At 56.6% G+C, this 22,351-nt stretch carries 17 protein-coding genes; 11 read left to right on the top strand and 6 right to left on the bottom strand.

Features of this window, described 5'->3' with window-relative positions:
- The first annotated feature begins 12 nt into the window (after positions 1-12).
- The gene (locus AB5202_RS00085; RefSeq protein ID WP_368143458.1) at positions 13-4,353 is read left to right on the top strand and encodes a hypothetical protein; all 4,341 of its coding nucleotides are present in this window, start codon (positions 13-15) and stop codon (positions 4,351-4,353) included.
- A 114-nt stretch (positions 4,354-4,467) separates the two neighbouring features.
- Here the strand turns inward: AB5202_RS00085 and AB5202_RS00080 are convergent, their stop codons facing one another.
- Together AB5202_RS00080 and AB5202_RS00075 are read right to left on the bottom strand one after the other, a co-directional pair.
- Complete coding sequence (locus tag AB5202_RS00080; protein ID WP_368143459.1) at positions 4,468-5,052, bottom strand: hypothetical protein; 585 nt, start codon at positions 5,050-5,052, stop codon at positions 4,468-4,470.
- A gap of 9 nt (positions 5,053-5,061) precedes the next feature.
- Positions 5,062-5,292, bottom strand: a complete 231-nt coding sequence (locus tag AB5202_RS00075; protein WP_195568536.1) for a helix-turn-helix transcriptional regulator — start codon at positions 5,290-5,292, stop codon at positions 5,062-5,064.
- A gap of 256 nt (positions 5,293-5,548) precedes the next feature.
- On the opposite strand from AB5202_RS00075, the gene AB5202_RS00070 reads away from it, so the two are divergent.
- The 3 genes from AB5202_RS00070 to AB5202_RS00060 all read left to right on the top strand — a co-directional run bounded on the left by AB5202_RS00070 (position 5,549) and on the right by AB5202_RS00060 (position 11,368).
- The gene (locus AB5202_RS00070) at positions 5,549-6,931 is read left to right on the top strand and encodes an ATP-binding protein (RefSeq protein WP_368143460.1); all 1,383 of its coding nucleotides are present in this window, start codon (positions 5,549-5,551) and stop codon (positions 6,929-6,931) included.
- Positions 6,932-7,084: 153 nt separating this feature from the next.
- Positions 7,085-9,082, top strand: coding sequence for a DNA gyrase/topoisomerase IV subunit B (locus AB5202_RS00065; protein ID WP_368143461.1), 1,998 nt, complete (start codon positions 7,085-7,087; stop codon positions 9,080-9,082).
- 45 nt (positions 9,083-9,127) lie between these two features.
- The gene (locus AB5202_RS00060) at positions 9,128-11,368 is read left to right on the top strand and encodes a DNA gyrase subunit A (protein ID WP_368143462.1); all 2,241 of its coding nucleotides are present in this window, start codon (positions 9,128-9,130) and stop codon (positions 11,366-11,368) included.
- Between the two features lie 99 nt (positions 11,369-11,467).
- Here AB5202_RS00060 and AB5202_RS00055 read toward each other — a convergent pair whose 3' ends face one another.
- Positions 11,468-12,757: an ATP-binding protein gene (locus AB5202_RS00055; protein WP_368143463.1), complete on the bottom strand. Its 1,290-nt coding sequence runs from the start codon at positions 12,755-12,757 to the stop codon at positions 11,468-11,470.
- A 180-nt stretch (positions 12,758-12,937) separates the two neighbouring features.
- A complete protein-coding gene (locus tag AB5202_RS00050; RefSeq protein ID WP_368143464.1) occupies positions 12,938-13,243 on the bottom strand; it encodes a flavodoxin family protein in 306 nt (101 codons plus the stop codon).
- A 270-nt stretch (positions 13,244-13,513) separates the two neighbouring features.
- On the opposite strand from AB5202_RS00050, the gene AB5202_RS00045 reads away from it, so the two are divergent.
- On the top strand, positions 13,514-15,247 hold the full coding sequence (locus AB5202_RS00045) for a DUF262 domain-containing protein (RefSeq protein WP_368143465.1): 1,734 nt from the start codon (positions 13,514-13,516) through the stop codon (positions 15,245-15,247).
- A 9-nt stretch (positions 15,248-15,256) separates the two neighbouring features.
- Positions 15,257-15,631, top strand: a complete 375-nt coding sequence (locus AB5202_RS00040; RefSeq protein WP_368143467.1) for a DUF6508 domain-containing protein — start codon at positions 15,257-15,259, stop codon at positions 15,629-15,631.
- Positions 15,632-15,828: 197 nt separating this feature from the next.
- Here the strand turns inward: AB5202_RS00040 and AB5202_RS00035 are convergent, their stop codons facing one another.
- On the bottom strand, positions 15,829-16,359 hold the full coding sequence (locus AB5202_RS00035; RefSeq protein ID WP_368143468.1) for a flavodoxin family protein: 531 nt from the start codon (positions 16,357-16,359) through the stop codon (positions 15,829-15,831).
- Between the two features lie 321 nt (positions 16,360-16,680).
- On the opposite strand from AB5202_RS00035, the gene AB5202_RS00030 reads away from it, so the two are divergent.
- Positions 16,681-17,562 carry a hypothetical protein gene (locus AB5202_RS00030; RefSeq protein WP_368143469.1) on the top strand — a complete coding sequence of 294 codons (882 nt, stop codon included), beginning with the start codon at positions 16,681-16,683 and terminating at the stop codon, positions 17,560-17,562.
- A 128-nt stretch (positions 17,563-17,690) separates the two neighbouring features.
- Positions 17,691-18,059: an SIR2 family NAD-dependent protein deacylase gene (locus AB5202_RS00025; protein ID WP_368143470.1), complete on the top strand. Its 369-nt coding sequence runs from the start codon at positions 17,691-17,693 to the stop codon at positions 18,057-18,059.
- Between the two features lie 172 nt (positions 18,060-18,231).
- Here the strand turns inward: AB5202_RS00025 and AB5202_RS00020 are convergent, their stop codons facing one another.
- On the bottom strand, positions 18,232-19,404 hold the full coding sequence (locus AB5202_RS00020) for an ATP-binding protein (protein WP_368143471.1): 1,173 nt from the start codon (positions 19,402-19,404) through the stop codon (positions 18,232-18,234).
- 388 nt (positions 19,405-19,792) lie between these two features.
- Between AB5202_RS00020 and AB5202_RS00015 the strand changes: the two genes are divergently transcribed.
- The 3 genes from AB5202_RS00015 (at position 19,793) to AB5202_RS00005 (ending at position 22,339) form a co-directional block, all read left to right on the top strand.
- Positions 19,793-20,212 carry a YjdF family protein gene (locus tag AB5202_RS00015; protein WP_289545766.1) on the top strand — a complete coding sequence of 140 codons (420 nt, stop codon included), beginning with the start codon at positions 19,793-19,795 and terminating at the stop codon, positions 20,210-20,212.
- 872 nt (positions 20,213-21,084) lie between these two features.
- On the top strand, positions 21,085-21,714 hold the full coding sequence (locus AB5202_RS00010; protein WP_368143472.1) for a class I SAM-dependent methyltransferase: 630 nt from the start codon (positions 21,085-21,087) through the stop codon (positions 21,712-21,714).
- The gene (locus tag AB5202_RS00005; RefSeq protein ID WP_368143473.1) at positions 21,701-22,339 is read left to right on the top strand and encodes a class I SAM-dependent methyltransferase; all 639 of its coding nucleotides are present in this window, start codon (positions 21,701-21,703) and stop codon (positions 22,337-22,339) included. The genes AB5202_RS00010 and AB5202_RS00005 overlap by 14 nt, the downstream gene beginning before the upstream one ends.
- Positions 22,340-22,351: the final 12 nt, after the last annotated feature.

Genomic DNA, 22,351 nt, shown 5'->3' with positions numbered 1-22,351 from the left:
TGGGAGTCCAAGATGCTTGATCGCCGTTCGTTACTTGTTGCCGGAGCGTCCTCGTTAGCGAGCATTATGTTGCCGCGCGTGCCGGGAAGCGCAAACGCCTTCATATTGCCGTTCGCGCCCACCGAAGCCCGTGCCGACGAAAAAGACCCCTTCAGGGTGCTCGTTCTCTCGCGCACCATGTTCGGTGTGGTCGTGGTCGACGTCGCCAACAAGAATACGCCCATCACGGGTGCCCAGGTCACGCTCATATCGCGCTATGCCGCAGACAAGCAGCTCACCGCCACTACCGACGACGAAGGCACGGCCATCTTTGAGGTCGCGCCGCTTTCGGAAGGCTACGTGGACGAGGCGACGCTTCTCGACGCGTACGACTTTAACGGCGGCATCTCCATTAGCATGGCGGGCTACCGTGATGTCGAGATTCCCCTTGCGCGTATCCAGGGCGGCACCGCCATAACCGCGCCCACGCGTCCGCTCTCCGATGGCGAGCCGTACTTTCGACAGCTCACGTTCGACGAATGGGACATCCAGTACGCCGATGCCACGTTTATGGCAATGCCGAAGGACGACACGGCAAACGAGCAGGCCGATACGCATGCCTTTACCGTGCAGGCGCATCTGCCACAGGGTGGACAGGCAACGCTGCACATCAACAAGGTAATGCCCTCCACGAGCAGCTCACCCGAAACCGTCACGCAGATTGGCCAAGTCAAGGCCAGTGCATCGGGTTCGGATAATCTGGCAACGTTCACGCTTGAAGACACGTTCCTCGATGCAGCTTCGGGCCTTCTGGAGGAAGGATGCAAGCTGCGCTTTGTCCTCGACTATCAGGGCAAAACCTATACGCTCTCCTCCCCCATGGCCGTTGTCACCGCGCCGGCCGCAAAGGCGGAATCGGGCTCGACCACTATCGTCCCCACCACCATGGACCAAGAGATTACTCCGTTTGATTTCCCGGCGGCGTTTCCCGGCATCGGCGGCAATAAGTTCACGTGCTGGATGCCCTCGTTCCCCATTTTGTTCGATTTCTCGTTTGCCGGATACGTGCTGTTTGGCGGAGGATACAAACCGGTCGGCTACATGAACGATTCGGGCAATCCGGATCCGGAGTACTGGAAGAAGTCACCGCGCGAGTCGGGTGCCAAGCAGGCAAACCGCTACCTCGACGAGATGGAGGGGAAGTGGAATCAGTACAAGAGTATGAGTGCCGGTTCGGGAACCGATCCAAGAAACACTAAGCTCCTTCGCCACCATTGCACGCTGCTGTTCACGATGGATATCGCCACACAGCTGTACGGCTCGCTCGCCTACGATTGGGTGGGCAAAACCTGGGGTAACAACAACGACCCCGCATACGGCAATATTAAGGCACTCTTTCAAGTAAGAACCGACCTCAATTGGACCGAGCAGTTTACCCTAGGACCGGTGCCGTTTTTCCTAAACGTCAACCCCTGGGTGCTGGCGAAGCTGGCGCTCGCCGTGGGTGCCCACACGCACGGCAGCGGCGCGGCGTTTTTTAAAAACATTTCGCTCGACTATTCCAACACGTCGGGCTCATTCACTATCCAGATCGGGCTTGCCGTCACCTTTGGCGCCGGCGTTACAGGCGTCGCTTCGTCTGCCGTGCGTGGCGCCGCATCCCTCACCCTGTTCATTGGGTACGAGAAGGCGGACGGGCACCAGCTTCCGCGGCTGCGCGTGGGTGCAGACGTCGATGTCGATGTGATACTCCAGTTCGTAATGTTCAAGTGGACCACCAAGGCTTGGTCGGGGTCGTGGCCCACACTCCTCGATTCGTGGAATATGTCGGTGAACAATGGCAACCAGTATGTGCTCCAGCGCTCTGAGCTCGCATTGGGTGGAGATACGCCTTACACGCTGGATGCCCGCTTCGGCTCGGCCGGCAACGCCGAGGCAGGTGGCGTGCCGCAGTTTATCGCGTCGGCCACCATCGTCACCAACGCCAAGCTGCTCGCACGCGCCGAGGTTGCAGCCACCGCGATAAACGTCTCGCCTGTCGTGCGTGATTGGGATCAAGCGGTCACGCGCATTGAGCTCGAGGCGGATGCAGAAAGCGACGACACGGGACAGGTCGAGCATTTCGTCCACGTACTGATAGAGAACGACGAAAACGCCGCGCCGATGTATAAGTACACCTATATCGGGCAGGCGAAGGACGCCGCTGCGGACCCCAACGCCAATTCTGCTGGTGTATCGGAGGACGAGCGTGGCGGCATCAAGCCCTCGAGCGACAACGTGCTGTTTGCTGGCGTGCTCAGCGAAGCCCACATGAAGCTGGCAATGATTGCCGGCGTAGAATGTCTGTTCCGTATCGCCTCGGTGCGCTACGGCGACAATGGCCGCTCGCGCCTAGTGGTGCACACAAAGGCAAACGGCACGTGGTCCGCTCCCACGCCCGTGGACTTCCCCCTTGGGTTTGGCGAGGGCGACGTGGAGCGCAGCGGCATATTCGATTACGACTTCGACGTGGTGGAATATACAGACGGGAGGGGAAACCAAGACGCCTACGTGCTGCTGGTCTCGGGCGAGCGCCCCGCCGGCGACAACACCCATTTCGATACGGCGAGCACATCCGGCATGCTGTCCGTTGTGCGCCTGCGCATCAGCAACGACGGAGTTCGCGTGGTATCGCACACGTCGTGGCGCAGCATCTCGCGCGGCCGCCTTCAGGAGGATGGCCACCATTGTCTGCAGTGCCCACGCATCACGGTGGGCAAGGCGCTGGTCGACGGACGTCTGTCGGGCGCTTACCTCCACCGCCGCGGGACCACCGCAGAAAAGGCGCTCGGCAGCGAGGCTGAGGTTGCGCTGGAGTGCTTTACCCTATGGTCGGACATTTCGGGCGACAGCCTGACGTTCCGCCAAGTTCTCCGCTTTCCGCAAGCACCGTCGAGTATCGAGCTGGGTGAGCCCGAGAATATCAACGGCAAAATGGTGGTGCCCGTTGCATACGAGACCGCAGACGGTTGCGGCTGCGCATCGTACGCCGTGATCGGCCAGTCCATCGCGGGCTGGGGCGTTATGTCGCCAGATGCCACAGTACCCCACGCGGTGCCGTGGCCGCAGCACACGGGCTTTTTGGCAACTGTCAACGAGCAGCTGCAGCATGTTACGTGGACGCGAGGCGCATCGGCATTTGCAACGCAGCCCGTGGGTGCCGCAGGCTGTGGCCCGGCATCGTTTAGCGTAAGCAACAACGGCAGGTGCGTGCTCTATGTAGAGAACACCGATGGCAAGGTGGGACAAACCTACGACGAAGAAGGCAACCCGGTTGCAGTGATGGGCAAGCACTTCCGCATCTTCGCCAGCACCTTGGCGGGCGATCTGTTCACGGAGCCGTTTGTGATGTGCGAGCTGGACCATCCCGTCGATCAGATAACGACATTTTTGACGTCGGGAGGCATGCTCTCCGCGCTCGCCACGCACATTGTGAGCGCGGAGAAGAGCGAGGCAGAGCTGCACGACATCGAAGTGCCCTTGGTGGCGTGTGCCACTCCGACGGGCGCCGTTGCTACCTCGGGCGCGGTGGCGCCCGGAGCAGCAGGCGAATCCTTCATGGTCACGGTGCGAAACGACGGCAACACCTTACTGACCGCCGGCACGATCAATCTGTACCGAGAGGGCTCCAGCCAGCCGTTCTCCAGCGCATCCATCGGATTCGGAGCGAACACACGCATGGCTTCGATCTACGATCCAGAGCTTGCCGAGGACGCTTCGGCCAACGATATGGCACACGTGAAGTACGCGATCGAGACGCTGGGCGCACGTTTTGCAACGCACCCGCTGGTAGCCGACAACGGCAACGCCGTGCTGGCACCGGGTTGCACGGCACAGTTCCGTATGAGCTTCGCCATCCCCGAGAGTTGGAGCGACGAAGTGGGCAAACGCGTAACGCTGTATGCGAAGGCGCGTAATCTGGTGGCGCTCGATCCTGTAACGCTCGAGGAAATTCGACCGGGCGCAAACTCGGCGCTGGGTGCCGTGCTGCACGAACTTCATGTGCCCGACGCAGCATGCGAGCGCTCGGAAGTTCAGGTCGGCGTATGCGGCAGCGCGGATACGATAGGACTTCACGACGCCCCGATGACAGCAGACGGCGATGGTGGCTCGAGTGGCGGCGGTACTGACAAGGGCGGCGGCTCCGGCGGAAGCAGCTCCGGCAGTGGCAAGGACCACGGCAATAACAAGCGCTCCGGAAAAGCGGGCGCTTGCGGGCACGGGCGATGTCAACGCTCCCCTTACGGCAGCCGCTGCAGCACTCGCCGCGGCTGGTGCTGGCCTTGTCGCCTACAGCGCCCGCCGCACGGCGCTCGAGATCGACACCGCCAATGAGGCCAATTCGGATAGGCCTCGCTAGCTCCTAGTTACTTTTGTGAGAGGCGCCGACTCGGCTCATCGAACATCAAATGGGCTGGTTCTGAATACCCAGAGCCAGCCCATTACGCATTAGATGTCGTCAGAGGAGTCGAGTTCTGCCTCGAGCTTGGCACGGCGTCTTTTCGCCGTGAAAAACGTTGCGCACAGGGCAGCAAACGTGGCCGCGAAAATCGTCGCACCGCAGAACACGCCCGTGGCCAGGTTCGCCAACCAAAAGACGCTTTCGAGCGGTACGATCTGCGCCTCAGCGATACAGCGCATTGCGGCAATAACAAGAGCGAACGCGGCGCCGCTAAGACCGCTGACAAGCAGGAAATATCCAACAGGAAGATGCTCGGTTTGCCCAAAACGATTGGTATCGACATAGCCCTTCCGCGTTTGCAGTCCTGCGCAAATCAACATCACGAGAACGAGCCACAAATACATGGCTGCCTCGAACGGCGTTGCAAAGCCATGCGGCATTTCACTGGCGTCGCTGTGAACCCACGCAACCTGTCGAGCTATAAACTGGTAGAAAAAGATCATCAACATGCCAAACGAAAGCAGCACGAAACCAATCTTGTAGATCTTCGCGTTCTCAGCCTCCAGGCGCTCATCCTTTGGGCCGGCATATTCACGCCACTTTTGCACGAGTTTTAAATCTTCAAATTTCATAGCGAACTCCTAAAGAGCGTTAGGGTCGACGTCGATCCCGTCTTCCCAAAACAGATCGTTCAACGTAACGCGTAGCGCTTTGCAGATCGCCACGCACAAATTGAGCGTGGGGTTGTAGCCGCCCGCCTCGATCAGGCCGATGGTCTGGCGCGTAACGCCCACGGCCTCGGCCAAGTCAGCTTGCGAAAGGCCAACCGCCGCGCGCGCCGCCTTCATGCGTAGGTTCTTTTTGCCCGGCATGGAGTTCCTTTCGTGGTAATGGACAGATATCCGTTGCAACATGGCAGAAATATATTGCATCTATCAGAAGATGTCAACTATATCTGTCATTATGGAAACCATGTTCGTCATCGCCATGCGGACATTACAACTTCGGTTCACTATTCAAACTTACTCGGACAGAACCGACTCGGTTTTGTCCGAGTAAACTCGAGCATAAACTGATTCATGCGATACAATTAACTCGGACAAACCCGAGTCGGAAGGAACCGAGTAAGTGGAATTCATTGGCAGGGAGCGTGAACTCGCCCGTATTAAGAAAACGCTCAAAGCACCTGAGCAGCGCAATGTTCTCATTTACGGCAGGCGTCGCGTCGGAAAAAGTGAGCTCATCAAGCAGGCGCTAACCGATTTGTCGGACGTCGCAACGGTCTATTACGAGTGCCGCCAAACCTCCGAGGCAGACAACCTCGAGAGTCTGTCCGCCCTTGTTGCTGAAACGCTGAGCTTTCCTCCGCTCGCCTTCACAGGCATCCGCGAGCTCATCGAATTTCTGTTTGCCCAAGCCAAAGACAAGAACATTACCCTCGTTCTCGACGAATACCCCTACTTGAGAGATGCGGTTAAGGGCTTAGACAGCATTCTTCAGACCTCAATCGACGCTCACAGGGAAGACTCACGTTTAAACATTGTCCTGTGCGGCTCCTACGTTGAGATTATGAAATCCCTCATCGAGCATGAAAGCCCCCTCTACGGGCGAATTGATCTCGCGCTTGAGCTTAAGCCCATGGATTACTTTGACGCTGCGAAGTTCTATCCCGCGTTCTCGCCCGAGGACAAGGTGCGGCTCTATAGCGTTTTTGGCGGCATCCCCTTTTACAATCGCCTCATCGATCAATCCCAAAGCGTACGCGACAACATCATCGAGCTCGTCACGGAACCTGGCGCCCGCTTAGAAAGCGAGGTGCCGTCCTATCTCAACGCCGAGATCTCGAAGATGACCAACGCCAACGAAGTTTTCGGGGCTCTCGCACAAGGTTACTCCCGTTGGGGGGACGTGCTGGCACAGTCGCACGTCTCGAGCGGTCCGGCCATGGCAGACGTGCTCGACAAGCTCATGTCACTCGAAATCGTCCAAAAGCGTGCACCCATCAACGACCCTACGAACAAGCGTAAGTCCGGCTACTTTGTAGTGGATCCGCTTTCGCTCTTTTACTATCGCTATGTTTTCCGCAATGCCTCGGCGCGTCAGCTGCTCGACCCGGAAGTCTTCTATGATCGTCACGTCTCCCAAGACTTCGAGGAAAACTACGTTCCTCATATGTTCGAGGAGGTCTGCCGTCAATACCTCGTGCGGCAGAACAGGACCGGCAAGATCGAACCGGCTTTCGACGCCATAGGCAAGTACTGGTACGACGATCCCGCAAACAAGACGAGCGGCGAGTTCGATGTGGTAACGCAAGACCCCGAGGGTTACGCATTCTACGAAGCAAAGTTCCGCAAATCCCCCGTCACGCAAAAAATGGTCGACGAGGAAATCATCCAAGTCGAGGCAACGGGGCTCAAGTGCCATCGCTATGGATTCTTCTCCCGTTCGGGCTTCGAAGCTGGCGAAAGCGATCGAACCGTCTTCATCGACCTACCGCAGATGTTTGGATAGGACAGGCCCCTCCCGCATTCCAAGCATTCATTATCTAATCGAACGATTGTTCGATGGATTTCGTGTTGGTTGGAATCGCCCACGGGCTGGGCTATGCTACCTTGACTATCTATACGACTTAAATACACAAGAGGAAGTACCAAGAGAGCGAGCATGGCAAAAAACACCGCAAACTATGGTAACGACAGTATTCGTCAGCTCAAGGACGAGGAGCGCGTACGCCTGCGCCCCGCCGTCATCTTTGGCTCGGACGGACTCGATGGCTGCGCGCATGCCGCCTTCGAGATCCTGTCCAACGCCGTTGACGAGGCACGCCAGGGCTACGGCAAGCTCATCACCCTTACCGCCTTTCGCGATGGCTCTATCCAGGTAGAGGACAATGGCCGTGGCTGCCCGCTCGACTGGAACCCTTCCGAGAAGCGCTTTAACTGGGAGCTCGTCTTCTGCGAGCTCTACGCCGGTGGCAAGTATAACAACAACCAGGGCGGCGACTACGACTTCTCGCTCGGCACCAACGGCCTGGGCTCCTGCGCGACCCAGTACGCTTCCGAGTACATGGACGTCACCGTCTGGCGTGACGGTAACAAGTACTCCCTGCACTTTAAAAAAGGCAAGGTCGTCGGTGCCAAAAAGAAGGCACTCGAGATTGAGCCCAGCGACGAGAACCGCACCGGCACCACCATCAAGTGGCGCCCCGATCTTGAGGTCTTTACCTCGATTAGCATTCCCCACGATTGGTATCGCGAAACCATGCGCCGTCAGGCCGTGGTCAACGCTAACGTGACCTTCCGCCTGCGTATCGAGGGCGACGATGGCGAGTTTTCCGAAGAGGATTTTTGCTATCCCAAGGGCATCGAGGACTACGTGCTCGAGAAGGTCGGTACCGACTACCTTACCGAGCCCTTCTTTATCGAGGCCGACCGTCGCGGTCGCGATCGCGAGGACCTGCCCGATTACAACGTAAAAATCACCGCGTGCATGTGCTTCTCGCGCACCTTCATGATGCAGGAGTACTACCACAACTCATCGTGGCTCGAGAACGGCGGCTCACCCGAGAAGGCGGCCCGTAGCGCTCTGACCAGCGCCATCGATGCCTACATCAAGCAACAAGGCAAGTACAACAAAAACGAGAGCGGCATTAAGTGGCAGGACGTCCAGGACTGTCTGGTGCTGGTGACCAACTGCTTCTCCACCCAGACGTCCTACGAAAACCAGACCAAGAAGGCCATCAATAACCGCTTTATCCAGCAGGCCATGACGGCCTTCTTTAAGGAGCGCCTCTCGACCTACCTGATCGAGAACAAAGACGCCGCCAACAAGATCATGGAACAGGTGCTCATCAACAAGCGCTCGCGCGAGAACGCCGAGAAGACGCGTCAGAGCATCAAGACCAACCTGCAGCAGAAGACCGACATGGCCAACCGTGTGCAGAAGTTCATCGACTGCCGCTCCAAGGACAAGAGCCGCCGCGAGATCTACATCGTAGAGGGCGACTCGGCAGCAGGCGCCATTCGCACCTCGCGCGATGCCGAGTTCCAGGGTGTCATGCCCGTCCGAGGCAAGATCCTCAACTGCCTGAAGGAGGATTATCCGCGCATCTTTAAGTCCGACATCATCATGGACCTCATGCGCGTGCTGGGCTGCGGTGTGGAGATCAAAGACAAGCGCATCAAGAACCTCGGCGCCTTCGACCTGGACAACCTCAACTGGGACAAAGTCATCATCTGTACGGACGCCGACGTCGACGGTTATCACATCCGTACGCTCGTGCTCACCATGCTCTACCGCCTGGTGCCCACACTTATCGACGAGGGTTACGTGTATATCGCCGAGTCGCCGCTCTACGAGATCAACTGCAAAGAGAAGACCTACTTTGCCTACACCGAGCTCGAGAAGAACGGCATCCTTAAGGAGATCGGCGACCAAAAGTGCTCCATCAACCGCTCCAAGGGTCTTGGTGAGAACGATCCGGACATGATGTGGCTCACCACCATGAACCCCGAGACGCGTCGCCTGATCAAGGTGGAGCCCGAGGACGTCGCCAAGATGGAAACTATGTTCAACCTTTTGCTGGGCAACGACGAGGCAGGCCGCAAGCGCCATATCTCCGAGCACGGCAAGGAATACCTGGACCAGCTGGACCTGCAGTAGCAGTAAATCGATAACGACGGCCCATAAGAAGTTCAAGAGGATATCGTGGCAAAGAAGAAGACGAAGAACCAGCCAAAGAAAAAGCAGGTTAACGCCGAAAACGTCATCGGCCTGCACTCCGAGGTCACCGACCAGCCGATCACGCAGACGCTCGAGGTCAACTACATGCCCTACGCCATGAGCGTCAACGTCTCGCGTGCGTTCCCCGAGATCGACGGCTTTAAGCCCTCGCACCGCAAGCTGCTCTACACCATGTACAAGATGGGTCTGCTCAAGGGCGAGCGCCAGAAGAGCGCCAACATCGTGGGCCAGACCATGAAGCTCAACCCGCACGGCGATGCCGCGATCTACGAGACGATGGTGCGCCTGGCGACGGGCAACGAAGCGCTGCTTGCGCCCTTCGTGGAGTCGAAGGGCAACTTTGGCAAGTACTATTCGGGCGACCTGAGCTACGCCGCCTCGCGTTACACCGAGGCCAAGCTCTCCCCCATCAGCGCCGAGATCTTCAAGGACATCGACAAGGACCCGGTCGACTTCGTCGACAGCTACGACGGTGCCATGAAGGAGCCGCGCCTGCTGCCCACCACGTTCCCCAACATCCTTGTCTCGGCCAACAAGGGCATCGGCGTCGCCATGGCGTCCGACATCTGTGGTTTCAACCTCAACGAGGTCTGCACCGCCACGATGCACTACCTGCAGGATCCTGACTGCGATTTGCTCGAGTACATGCCCATGCCCGACTTCTCGACCGGCGGCGAGATCATCTACCGCCGCGAGGAGATGGAGAAGATCGTCGAGACCGGCCTTGGCAGCTTCCAGATTCGCTCCCGCTGGCGCTGGATTCCCGAAGAGCGCATCATCGAGGTCTACGAGATCCCCTACACCACCAAGACCGATGTCATCATCGAACGCATCGTCAAGCTCTCCAAGGAGGGCAAGGTCAAGGAGATCGCAGACATCCGCGACGAGACAGACCTTTCGGGTCTGCGCATCGCCATCGACCTTAAGCGCGGCGTCGACCCCGACAAGCTTATGGCCAAGCTCTATCGCTCGACCACGTTGCAGGATTCGTTCTCGTGCAACTTCAACGTGCTGGTCGATGGCTATCCCCGCGTTATGGGTGTGCGCCAGATTCTGCACGAGTGGGTCAAGTGGCGTATTGAGTCCACGCGTCGCCGCATTAACTTTGACCTGGGCAAAAAGTCCGAGCGCCTGCACCTGCTGCACGGCCTCGAGGCGATCTTGCTCGATATCGACAAGGCTATCGCCATCATCCGCGGCACCAAGCTCGAAGCCGAGGTCGTGCCCAACCTTATGAAGGGTTTCGACATCGACGAGACCCAGGCCGAGTTTGTTGCCGAGCTTAAGCTCCGCAACATCAACGAGGAGTACATCCTCAACCGCACCAAGGACATTGCCAAGCTTGAGGGCGAGATTGCCGAGCTTGAGGAGATCCTCTCCAGCGAGGAGAACATCAAGAAGGTCATCAGCGACGAGCTGGCCGCGGTCAACAAGAAGTACGTGATGCCGCGCCGCACGGGCAGAATCGAACCCCATGAGGTTATCGAGGTAAGCTTGGAGCCCGAGGTCGAGGAGTACCCGGTCACCATCATGCTCTCGCGCGACGGCTACCTTAAGAAGATGACGAACCGCGTGCTCAAGAAGGCGACCACGCTCAAGTACAAGGACGGCGACAGACCCTTTATCGAGTTCCCGTCCTCCAACACCCACGAGCTGCTGGTCTTTACCAACAAGAGCCAGGTGTACAAGTGCAAGGTCGCAGCGTTTGAGGACACCAAGTCGGCCCAGCTGGGCTCGTACCTGCCGACCGATCTTGAGATGGAACCCGACGAGAGCGTCATCTGGGTCATCGACCCCGAGGACTACAAGGCCGACGTGCTATTCGTCTTTGAGAACGGCCGCGTGGTGCGCGTCGCGCTTTCTGGATACGTCACCAAGACCAACCGCAAGCGCCTCAAGAACGCCATCTATGGCGGCAGCAAGCTGCAGTATGCCCAGGTGCTCAAGGAAGATCGCGACATCGCGCTGGTCTCGAGCGACTACCGCCTGATGAACTTCAACACGTCGTTGCTCAAGACCAAGACGACCACCAACACGCAGGGCGTCCAGGCCTTTACGGCCAAGAAGGGCCGCTCGGTCACCACTGTCGGCACAACCGAGGAGATTCTTGGCGCCGGTGTCTCGGCCGAGAAGTTCACCGCGCAGAGCCTCCCCTCAGCCGGTGCCCTCATGAAAGAAAACGACATGCCGAGCTTGTTTGACTAAAACAACAGTGGCCAAACCGTCATGGTTTTACAAACCAACGGGGCCCGGAGCGCAGTAAATGCCGCGCTCCGGGCCCCATGCATTACAGCAACATCATCCCTATAGACAAAATGCCGCATAAAGTGGAACAGACATAAGTCCATCATTCATTCCAAAGGGCTTAGTCGATAGCCTGATAAGACGCACGCCCGGATGGGTCTTTTTAAGTGAGGACAGGCTTCGAGATCTTGTGTTCTCCCCCGCCTTGACTTCAATCGCAGACAAGCATCCCTGCTTCTCTACTACAAAGTCGATTTCCGCACGATTATCTCGCGCCCAATAATGCAGCGGATAGCCCATGGCTGAAAGCTGTTGGGCAACGTAGTTTTCGGTAAGTGCACCCATGAATGTGCCGCCGATGCCGGCAAGAATATCGGCGCGTTGAGCACCGGCCTTGGAGACGAGCATCCCCGTATCCGCCTGATAGATTTTAAAAGCAGAAGGGTTAACGAAGGCCTCTAACGGGCTTTCGATCTGCCCGACTAGGCTGCAGCGCGCCACCGTACCCGACAATACAAGCCAGTCGAGAGCATCTCCAAAGAGAGACGCATTGCCCCCCGCTCGCACTACCTTGTATTGAAATTTACGATTCTCTTTGGCAAGCTGCTGTGGAATGGAATCGAAGCACGCACGCGTCTTTGCGCTCAAGCGTTCATCAGCATATTTATTGGTGTCGGCGGAATATCCGTCGAGAATAATCCGATGCTTTTCGGCCACATCAATGATTGACTGATCATCGATGTACGTTTGGACCGCCTCGGGCATTCCGCCAACAACAAGATACTGTCGATAGAGCCCAAGCGCCTTTTCATGAAGGCTTGGCGCAAGAGGACCCATTAACTCGAATGACGAGCGTATCTCGTCGACCAGCCGATCGTGCCCCATCGCCCAGAGAAACTCCTCGAAATCGAGTGGAGTCATCTCAATCAAGTCGGTCTTTCCAACGGGGAACGAATACGACTGATGGTTAATGGCAACCCCAAGAAGCGACCCAGCAGCCGCAACGTAATACTCAGGAGCATCTTCGCAAAAGTATTTAAGGGAAGTGAGCGCTTCCTCGCATGCCTGGATCTCGTCAATGAACAGTAAGGTTTTGCCAGGCACGATACGCTGTCCCGTACGAGCCTCGATCGCGCGTACGATCGAATGAGGGTCGAGACCGCCCGAAAAATCCGCTCGCGCCGACCGGTCGTTCTCAAGATTAACGTAGACAACCGATTCGAAAAGATCCTGGGCGTACGTTCTGAGCAGATAGGTCTTGCCACACTGGCGCACGCCTTTGACCAGCAAAGGTTTTCTATCAGCCCTGTCTCGCCATTCCCTAAGGAGCTCGTCTGCCTTACGACGCATACGCAACCTTCCCTCATGAACTTCTATTTGACAATATTTTAACGCTGATTAATTTGTTTTCAGTTATTTTTCTGCGTTTAAAAATTGTTCTATACGGCACTTGAGGGAATTCGCTCCTATCTCTTGGTAAGGACAGCAAGCATTTCCACCAACACCGATTGCCATGCGTTCTTCTTGTCCTTAGGCGAGTTTGCGAGCGAGCTCTCGCACCTCTTCCAACTTGGGCGACGATGCCATGCTGTCGCGCTCGGCCATACCGCTGATGGTGACAATGCCCTGGTCCTCCCACTTGCAGTACGCGCAGGCCGACTTGTACATAGCGATCGCCGCATCATAGACGCCCTCGCTGTGGCTATCGAGCAAGAGGGCCGTCTTGGTGAACGGGAAGCCCGTGGCACCGAAGGCGTACAGGCGGTCGATGGCGGCCTTCTCCTGAGCGGTGATATCAAACCAGTAGATGGGCGAAGCGAAGACTCCCTCCTTCATGCCGCAGGCGCTCGGCACGCATTTTGTTGTAACCAAAACAGATGGAGCTATTCAGTCGTCTGTAGATCGCATCTCTCGTTCGCGCTCTCCAAAGAAGGTGCAAGCAGAAGCATCACGGGCATTGATCGGCGCCGATATGGATCACGACATGAAACCAAGAGGGTTGGCCAGAGGTTGCTAGATTCAGTAGCTCGCAGCAATAGAGCGAATGACGACTTCGGCGATATAATCCGTGTCATCTTGATTGTTCCCGCGCGGAAGGTACAGCTCATGTCCAAGCTCAACATCGACCAGCGATCGATTCGCGATCTTCTCACCGATAAGCGATCAGACTTCCTCATCCCCGACTACCAGAGGCCCTACGCCTGGGGCGAGGATGAATGCGCAACGCTGTGGGATGACCTGTTCTCGTTCGCTTTTCCAGGCGATGACTACGAGCGTTTCGACAGCGAGAACGACGAATACTTCCTAGGACCCATCGTCACCTTTAAGAACCTCTCTGGCCAACTCGAGATCATTGACGGCCAGCAACGCCTCACCACCATCATGCTGCTGCTCCGCGCGTTCTACGACAAGTTCACCAACATGAAGGATAAGCAGTCTGTGAAGATGCGCGAGGCAATCGCCCGTTGTGTATGGAAGACCGACGAGTTCGACGAGCCCGACATGGAGCGTCTCAAGATCGACTCCGAGGTTGCATCGGACAACGACAAAAATGAATTCCTCGAGATTTTACGAGAGGGCAATGTAGGCGATGGCTGGAAAAGCGCCTATGCCCGCAACTTTGCTTTCTTCCAGAGAAAAATTGAGCAACTGGTGAGCGAGTGGCCCACCTACACCGTCTACATGGCCACACGCGTCATCAACAATGTGATACTGTTGCCCATTGAAGCGGAGTCGCAGGACACCGCGCTACGCATCTTCTCGACTCTAAACGACCGAGGGTTGCCTCTCTCGGATGCCGACATCTTCAAGAGCCAGTTCTACAAGCATTATTCCGACACGGGGCGCAAGGATGAGTTCATCCGTCGCTGGAAGGGGCTCGAGGAGGGAGCGAACGCTATCTTCCGGCCCATGCGCGGTACACCAACCGATGAGCTATTTACGCGCTATATGTACTACCGCCGCGCGAAGAAAGGCATCCGCGACACGACCACCGCATCGTTGCGCGACTTCTTCGGTGCCGATGGCTACGCCATACTCAAGGAGGACGCCACGCTCGGCGATCTTGAGGCCCTGCTCGGCTTCTGGAAACGCGTCGACGCGCAGGAAGGATTCAGCGAGCGCGTGCTCCGCAGGCTCTTCGTGCTGAACTACGCCCCCAACGGCATGTGGACCTATCTGCTAAGCGTCTGGTTCCTTGCCAACAGCGACAGCAAGGGTGTCCTCGACGACGAGGCACTCTACGGCTTTCTAAACAAGATCACGGCATTCATTTTCGCCTACGCCATCGAGCGTCCCGGCGTGAACGCGCTGCGTTCGCCAGTGTATCCCGAGATGATCAACATCGTTGAGCACCGCCCGGTGGAGTTTCCTAACCACCACTTCAATCGCGCAAATATTACTGAGCGATTCCGAACCTACGTGTTCACTAACGGCAGGCCTGTAACGAAGTCCATGCTCACTTGGTGGGCGTACGCAGACCCAGATCAACCGCTCATGGACCTGGACACCACGCTCGAAATTGAGCACATCTATGCCAAGAAGCGCAACGAGATAGACCCGCTCGTCGACCAATCCAACCTGGAGGCGCTGGGTAACAAGGCGCTGCTCGAGAAGCGTGTAAACATCCGCGCGGCCGACTACAGATTCTGCGACAAGCGCAAGTACTATGAGGGATACACCGACGGCAATGGCAAGCGAAAAGCCGGAACAAAGATCGCGGAACTCAAGCGCCTGACACAAGTCATGGGAGACTTCACCGAAATAGACATCGCGACTCGCACGGCACGGATCATCGATGCCTTCGTGGACTACCTGGGCGACAACGGACTTTTGAGCTAAGTAGCGAACATGTTCGAAAGACTAACCAAGTACGCTGGCAGGCTGGCGGACAGAAACATGAATGTCATGCTTGGGGGCGGGACGCTCGGACTCGAAGATTTCGTCGACGATTTCTATGAACTGGACGGGTTCGCGGACACCAGCTACTTCGAGACGCTTGAACGCCATAGCATCGACACCTCGGAAGGCATAGACAGCTGCGACATCGACCATGGGGACATTGACCTGATACGTGCATGCATCACGTGGTGCGTTCGTGGCGACCGCTTCTGCGACGGATTCCTTGCCGCGCAAGCCAGGAGCGGGTTTCTGGACCGCTGTCTCTCCCGGCTGAAGGAGCTCGACGAGGGGCGATCGACTGCCGCGAAGACATTTCGACCGTGACAGTTACCAACGATAAGCAATAAATCAAGGAGCGTTCCTCAGATAAAGGCCAGCTACAGCTGATAGCAAAACTTGCAAAAAAAATAGCAAAAGTTGCAAAAGAAAATGTCAGCAACTATGCATGGCAATCAGTAACCCTCTTGGTAAGGACAGCAAGCATTTCCACCAACACCGATTGCCATGCGTTCTTCTTGTCCTTAGGCGAGTTTGCGAGCGAGCTCTCGCACCTCTTCCAACTTGGGCGACGATGCCATGCTGTCGCGCTCGGCCATGCCGCTGATGGTGACAATGCCCTGGTCCTCCCACTTGCAGTACGCGCAGGCCGACTTGTACATAGCGATCGCCGCATCATAGACGCCCTCGCTGTGGCTATCGAGCAAAAGGGCCGTCTTGGTGAACGGGAAGCCCGTAGCGCCGAAGGCGTACAGGCGGTCGATAACGGCCTTCTCCTGCGCGGTGATATCGAACCAGTAGATAGGCGAAGCGAAGACAACCATGTCGGCGCCTTTCAGCGGCTCAATCACGTTGGCCATGTCATCCTTCTGCACACAGGTGCCCTCATGGGTAAAGCAGTACTGGCATCCCAGACAACCAGCAATCTTCTTGCCGGCAACGCGGACGACCTCGACTGTATGGCCGGCCTCGCGCGCGGTCTCAGCAAACGCCTCGACCATGGTGTCGGTATTGGCGCCCTTGCGCGGGCTACCACTCAATACAACGATATTCATAAGAATCTCCCTTCTTCATGCCGCAGGCGCGCAGCACACATTTCGTTGTAACCAAAACAGATGGAGCTATTCAGTCGTCCGCAGACCACATCTCTCGTTCGTGTTCTCTAGACACAATCTCATTGCCTGATAACTCCTCGACTGTCTTGATTCTCTCTCCGAGAATTAAACAGCAAATCGTTGCTCGCAAAGTATCGACTGTGGGAAAATTAACTTGAGCTTTCTCCCTGCTCGCGTAAGCGTTCGCGCGAAAGAGCCTAGCCGCATCGGCCAGGCGCATTATAGATCCGCGGAAACAGGCCTACGAACAAGGAGCGCCTTATGTATGGACAGCATGCACCACAAACCCAGAACGATCGAACCGGCTCGTTTATCCGCAGCGTCAAGCGTCATGCGGGCGTTAGAATAGTCGCCTTCGGAGCGATTATTCTTGTGTCAGGGCAGCTCTTGCTACCCGGTTCGTCACAAGCGGCCGAAACGCCCGAACCCGATGCCGCAACGCCCATTACCCGCAGCGAAGCCAACACGGACGGCAACTTCACAGCTACCACCGTTGTCGACCATAACTATGACCTGGAGCTCCCTCCTGCCTTCATGTTGGTCCAGAATGAGGCATTTGTATACGATTTTCCCGACAAACCCGAGGACTTCATCTACGGGCTTAACGACACCGTCCATCTCTTCAAGATCGACACCGATACCGAAAGCCTTATAAAAACCGAGAACCCCAAAGAGGCCAGCGTCTCTATTGCCCTGACCATGATCGACAATCACGTTAGAGCAACCGTAGTCTTTACAGGCAGTTACGCCGACGACCAAATCCCTTACAGACTGAACCTTGTCAGCTCAACCCACCTTGGCACACACGTTGACCGTGACTTCGACAGCGGGCAGGGAATTATGCACGAGACGCGGCACGATTACTACATCCGTTACGTCTTCGACAGCGACATGCACTTGATTGCAACCGATACGAGCGGTTCCAAACCCGAACCGGAAACCAAGCCCGAGCCCACACCGCAGCCCGAAGCAAAAAAGCCGACGGCAAATCCCGTTTCCACCAAGGCAGTAACGGCAGTTAAACCAGCCGAGACCACCCTACCCGCGACGGGCGACAACAGCGCGATGGCGGCAGCCCTGAATGTTGCCGGTGGTGTAGTCGCGGCAGTTGGCATTTCCGCAACAAGGCGTCGCAACCGCTAGTCAGCATTTCGTACCTCGCAGACAAAGCTCTATCCCCGCTCCGATGAGCTTTACTCACCGAGAAGATTCTTCCCCACAGAAATGAGCTTCTTTCCAACGGCCGCCTTCACGCCAATCATTACAACCACGTGGGCAGTGCGGGCATCGAGGTCCGCAGCGAGGATGTCCCCCGATGCCCGCACTGCGGCTGGCAGCTTGTGCCGTGGGTGCGCGATGACACATTTCTGCAGGGCGCGGCATGGCGCGAGAGCATCGAACGATATGAGCGCTTCGTGCGCGAGCGCACCGATTGCCGCGTGCTGTTGCTGGAGCTTGGCGTGGGCGAGATGACCCCCGGCATCATCACGCTCCCGTTCTGGAGCATGACCGCGAAGCTGCCGGATGCGCATCTGTTGAGCGTAAATATCTCGGGCGACTCGGTCCCGCTGCAGCTCGAGAGCAAGGCGGAGGCGATCCAGGCCGATTTGGGCGCACTGCTCTCGGCGGCGCGGACATGAACCGTGCGCTGGATATGCTGAGGTTCAAATGCTGATACTACGAACAGGCGATTCAAGATGGCAGTGAGAATAGGGTGAAGGCGCTGATTCCCGACGATTTGCTGGAAGAGATCAAAGGAGCCTACGAGAACGCACACGTTCGATAACGCCGCCAAAGGAATCTGGCCGCTGCTCAAATAAGATCACCGCCATCTTGCATAAACGACGCCATGTTAAGGTGCCTGACGCCATCCCTCTCCTGCAATAGAGGATCAAGCGTGAACAAGTAGCGCGGATACCCATCCCTGATGTGGCCGAACGGCCTGTACTCGCGCTCCTCGACGCCTCTGTCGGCAATCGACATAGAGACCTGGATGTAGGCGTAAGCATTGCGCCTACGAGCGATGAAGTCACACTCGAGCTTCCCAATACGGCCCACAGAAAGCTCGTACCCGCGCGATGCAAGATAGAGGTAGAGCACGTTCTCCAACGCCGGCCCGTAGTTAATCCTCGCATCCGTGTTCATGGCGAAATAGAAGCCGGGATCAGCCAGGTAGTACTTCTCTTCGCGGATAAGCGATCGCCGAGACTTGAGATCGAACCTCGAGCAGCGATAAAGGATCTTCGCGTCAACAAGAATCTGGATATACCGATTGAGCGTTTCGCGTTTGATGGGAATCTTCTCGACATCATTGAAGTACGCAAGGAGGTTCTTCAGGTTCGTCGGCGCACCAAAGTTGTTGATGAGATACGTCTGGACGGCATCGAAAACCGAGACATTCTTAATCTTGTTCGAATGTTTGACGTCCTTTTCAAAGATCTCGTGAATAACACTTTTGATATAGGCGCGCTTTTCATCCTCGCCCTCATACTCCAGCGCTTTGGGAAAGCCTCCAAGGGTCAGATACTCAGTAAACTCTCCCACGAGAAGGTCATTGACAGGCTTTCCGAGAAAACGCTTCATATCGATATATTCCGCAAAGTCGAGTGGGAACACCTCGAACTCGATATAGCGACCAGTCAGCTTTGTAACAAGCTGCCCAGAAAGCAGATATGAATTCGAACCGGTAATGAAGATGGACCAACCGCCATCTGTCCGGTAGCCGTTGATGAGCAGCTCGAATTCCTCTACGTTCTGAATCTCATCGATGAAGAGATACTTCGTCCCCTCAGTGTCTGCTGGAGTCGACATGTCAATCAGATTTTCGAGCTCATCGGTCGTCTTGACCTTCCTGTTCTCCCGTGAGTCGAGGTCGATATAGATGATATGGTCGCTCGCTACACCGGATTCCACAAGCTCGTCTGCGATTGATTGCATGAGACAGGATTTACCGCATCTGCGAACACCGGTAATCACCTTGATCATCCCGTCATCGTGGTAGAAACCACGCATTCGCTTCAGATACTTTTCACGTCGGTATATACGCAAGATGCACCCCTTTTTTTCAGCGTCCATTTTATCAGTTATGGGGGTACTTTTTTACATTTTATAAAAAAGCGTACCGATAACTTATTCTCACTTAGTTTCGAAACCGAGAAGGCAATATGCGCAAAGACGCGTCGGAGGGGTAAGCCCCAGCCACGTCATGTCGGCAGCGATGAAGGGCGCGTCCGCGCGTGCTACAATGCGGGCACCAGAGATGAAAACACAGTCCCCGTCGGGTAGTCGTGGGCGTGCGCTAGTCCGCATCAGTAACCTGCCTCCTTGGTTGTCCCTTCTCTGCATGGTCATCTACATAAAGGAGGAACCAGCCATGCAGATCAGCGTGTCGTCCACCCTGACCGTATATCACGACGGCCAATTCTGGGTCGGGCTGGCGGAGCATGTCGAGGGCGGAAGGTACGGCGTCGCCCGCATCGTCTTCGGCGCGGAGCCGTCCGATGAGGAGATCCTGCGATTCGTTACAAGCGAATGGGAGAAGCTCTCGTTCTTCGGCGACAAGGCCACTGAAACAAGCAAGCCCGCGAAGAACCCCAAGCGGCGCGCTCGCGAGGCAGCAAAAGCCCTTAAACGGCCCGCGGTGAGCACCAAGGCACAACAGGCTCTCGCGGCACAGCGGGAAGCGATGAAGCGGGAGTCGGCTCAAGCAAGAAGCCAGCGTCGCGCGGATGAGGCGGAGGCGCGCTTCGAGCAGCGAAAGTTGAAGCGCAAGCAGAAACATCGCGGGCATTGATCGCTATTTGCAGCAAGGCAAGCCATATACAGCAGCGGCGCTGGTAGGCCTTGGTTATGGGGAACATCTTGATGTAGTGGATGCCGTGGCGGCAGCCGGGGCGCGTCGTGGGGCGGGGTGGCAACGCAAAGTACTGGTCTTTGGGCACGTTAGGGGCGATGTTGGAACGCAGCGGCACGGCGAAGTCCCTGCGCTTTCCGTGGAAACGCAGCCTCACCACCACGATGCAGGGGCGGTCGCGCTTAAGCATGAGCTCGCGGTTGCCCTCGACGAGGTCGAAGAAGTCCTGGGGGTGAATACGATCTTCATCGGCTACGCCCCCTTCATACGAAGCGGGGCCCGCATCGCTGCGGGCCCCTACAGGTGGGCGATATTCTACGCCTTGCGGCGCCCCGTCGCCCACGGAGGTTAAACGTACACGTAAGCCGTACTCTGAAAGCCGCGGCTTCCGGCAAGTAGTTTATAACACGAAAGGTCGCTTTCAATGCGCATAGCTCGCAAAATAACACTCGCTGGGCCGTCACCCCTGGCCGTTACCCTCCAATCTTCATTGGAGTCAGCAGGTCAATTCATATAGTCATGGGGGTTTATCCTAAAGGGAATCAAATTTATACCCCCATAACTAAGGAATTTTCTATTCCCACTCAATGACTAGAGCCCTGGTGTAATTGGCTGGATCACCGTTCCGGGAACCGGTATCGACCTACCTGCCCGCCAAGCTCCTTCTTCAGCTCCAGCCTAGTATCTAACTCGCGCCGTTATAAGCGAAAACCGGAGAGATGCGTCTTAGCCAAGAAAAGAAGGTTAGCCTCATCTTACCGCATGGTTCGTGTGTTATAGTTAGATGGCTCTAACTGTTGGGGGCGACAGCCATGCACGAACGCAAGGGTTTCTGGGACAAGAATGCCGGTCGGTACGACCGTTTCATGCGAAACGACCGGGCGGCGTATGAAAAGATGTATGGGCTGATCCGGCCGGTAGTGAAAGCAAAAACCGTGCTGGAGGTTGCCACCGGCACGGGGCTTATCGCAAAGAGCATCGTGAATGCGGCGGCGCACATCGAGGCTACAGACGCTTCTGCAAAGATGATCCTTGAAGCAAAGCGGGACAATCAATCCGCAAAGTTGCACTTTTCCGTACAAGATATGTTCCGCCTGCCCTATGCACAGAAGTCCTTCGAAGTGGTGATCGCGTCCAACGCGCTTCACATAGTGCCGCATCCGGAAAAGGCCCTGCAAGAAATCAGGCGGGTGCTGAAGGACGACGGCGTGCTCATCGCGCCAACCTTCACCCACGCGGGGAGCTCGGTTTCCGGTAAGGCAAAAGCCTTTTTTATGAGTATGGCGGGATTCCCCCTCCACAGCAGGTGGACAAGCGAGGAATACCTGCGTTTCCTGCGTCAAAACGGCTGGGCGGTGCAGAAAAGCGCGGTGCTGAAGGCCTCGTTCCCGTTGACCTATGCGGAATGCATGAAATCGGAGGGGCCAGATGTCGTTCTTTGAAAACACCCGCAAGCCCGTGGGCCCCGGCGGAAAACTTATGGTTGCCATGATGAATCTGGGCCACGGCCCTGTGGCGCGGTGGGGACTTCAATTTCTACGACTTGCGCCAAATGCCAAGGTGCTGGATTGCGGCTGCGGCGGCGGGGCGAACATAAAACGGCTGCTGAAAAAATGCCCGCATGGCGTCGTCAAGGGCATCGACTATTCGCCCGTCAGTGTGGAGAAGACCAGAAAGCTCAACCGAACTGCAATTCAGGAGGGGCGTTGCGCCGTTCTGCAAGGCAGTGTGGCGGATATGGCGTTTGAGGATAGCTGTTTCGATGCTGTCACGGCCTTTGAGACCGTCTATTTTTGGCCTGATTTGCCCCAATGCTTCCGTGAGGTCCGGCGGACGCTGAAGCCAGGCGGGACAATTCTTATCTGCAACGAGAGCAATGGCGATACGGACAAGGACGAAAGGTGGACGCAGATCATCGGCGGCATGGCCATCTACAAGGACATTGAATTAAAGGCGTGTCTGGAGCAGGCGGGTTTTCACGAGGTGCAGATACACAAAAAGAAAGGCTCTGTTAGACCAGGATTGACATACATGTGTCCCCACGGTGCCATATCGTTGACCCCGTAGACCGCGATGATG

Origin of the sequence: Collinsella aerofaciens, assembly GCF_040915545.1 — a bacterium.
Taxonomy (GTDB): Bacteria; Actinomycetota; Coriobacteriia; order Coriobacteriales; family Coriobacteriaceae; genus Collinsella; species Collinsella aerofaciens_BE.
This window is presented reverse-complemented; position numbering and strand designations above follow the sequence as displayed.

Excerpts from the sequence above, each read along its gene's own strand:
- AB5202_RS00085 (WP_368143458.1), top strand. The coding sequence starts at position 13 with ATGCTTGATCGCCGTTCGTTACTTGTTGCCGGAGCGTCCTCGTTAGCG.
- AB5202_RS00080 (WP_368143459.1), bottom strand. The coding sequence starts at position 5,052 with ATGAAATTTGAAGATTTAAAACTCGTGCAAAAGTGGCGTGAATATGCC.
- AB5202_RS00075 (WP_195568536.1), bottom strand. The coding sequence starts at position 5,292 with ATGCCGGGCAAAAAGAACCTACGCATGAAGGCGGCGCGCGCGGCGGTT.
- AB5202_RS00065 (WP_368143461.1), top strand. The coding sequence starts at position 7,085 with ATGGCAAAAAACACCGCAAACTATGGTAACGACAGTATTCGTCAGCTC.
- AB5202_RS00055 (WP_368143463.1), bottom strand. The coding sequence starts at position 12,757 with ATGCGTCGTAAGGCAGACGAGCTCCTTAGGGAATGGCGAGACAGGGCT.
- AB5202_RS00050 (WP_368143464.1), bottom strand. The coding sequence starts at position 13,243 with ATGAAGGAGGGAGTCTTCGCTTCGCCCATCTACTGGTTTGATATCACC.
- AB5202_RS00045 (WP_368143465.1), top strand. The coding sequence starts at position 13,514 with ATGTCCAAGCTCAACATCGACCAGCGATCGATTCGCGATCTTCTCACC.
- AB5202_RS00040 (WP_368143467.1), top strand. The coding sequence starts at position 15,257 with ATGTTCGAAAGACTAACCAAGTACGCTGGCAGGCTGGCGGACAGAAAC.
- AB5202_RS00035 (WP_368143468.1), bottom strand. The coding sequence starts at position 16,359 with ATGAATATCGTTGTATTGAGTGGTAGCCCGCGCAAGGGCGCCAATACC.
- AB5202_RS00030 (WP_368143469.1), top strand. The coding sequence starts at position 16,681 with ATGTATGGACAGCATGCACCACAAACCCAGAACGATCGAACCGGCTCG.
- AB5202_RS00020 (WP_368143471.1), bottom strand. The coding sequence starts at position 19,404 with ATGATCAAGGTGATTACCGGTGTTCGCAGATGCGGTAAATCCTGTCTC.
- AB5202_RS00015 (WP_289545766.1), top strand. The coding sequence starts at position 19,793 with ATGCAGATCAGCGTGTCGTCCACCCTGACCGTATATCACGACGGCCAA.
- AB5202_RS00010 (WP_368143472.1), top strand. The coding sequence starts at position 21,085 with ATGCACGAACGCAAGGGTTTCTGGGACAAGAATGCCGGTCGGTACGAC.
- AB5202_RS00005 (WP_368143473.1), top strand. The coding sequence starts at position 21,701 with ATGTCGTTCTTTGAAAACACCCGCAAGCCCGTGGGCCCCGGCGGAAAA.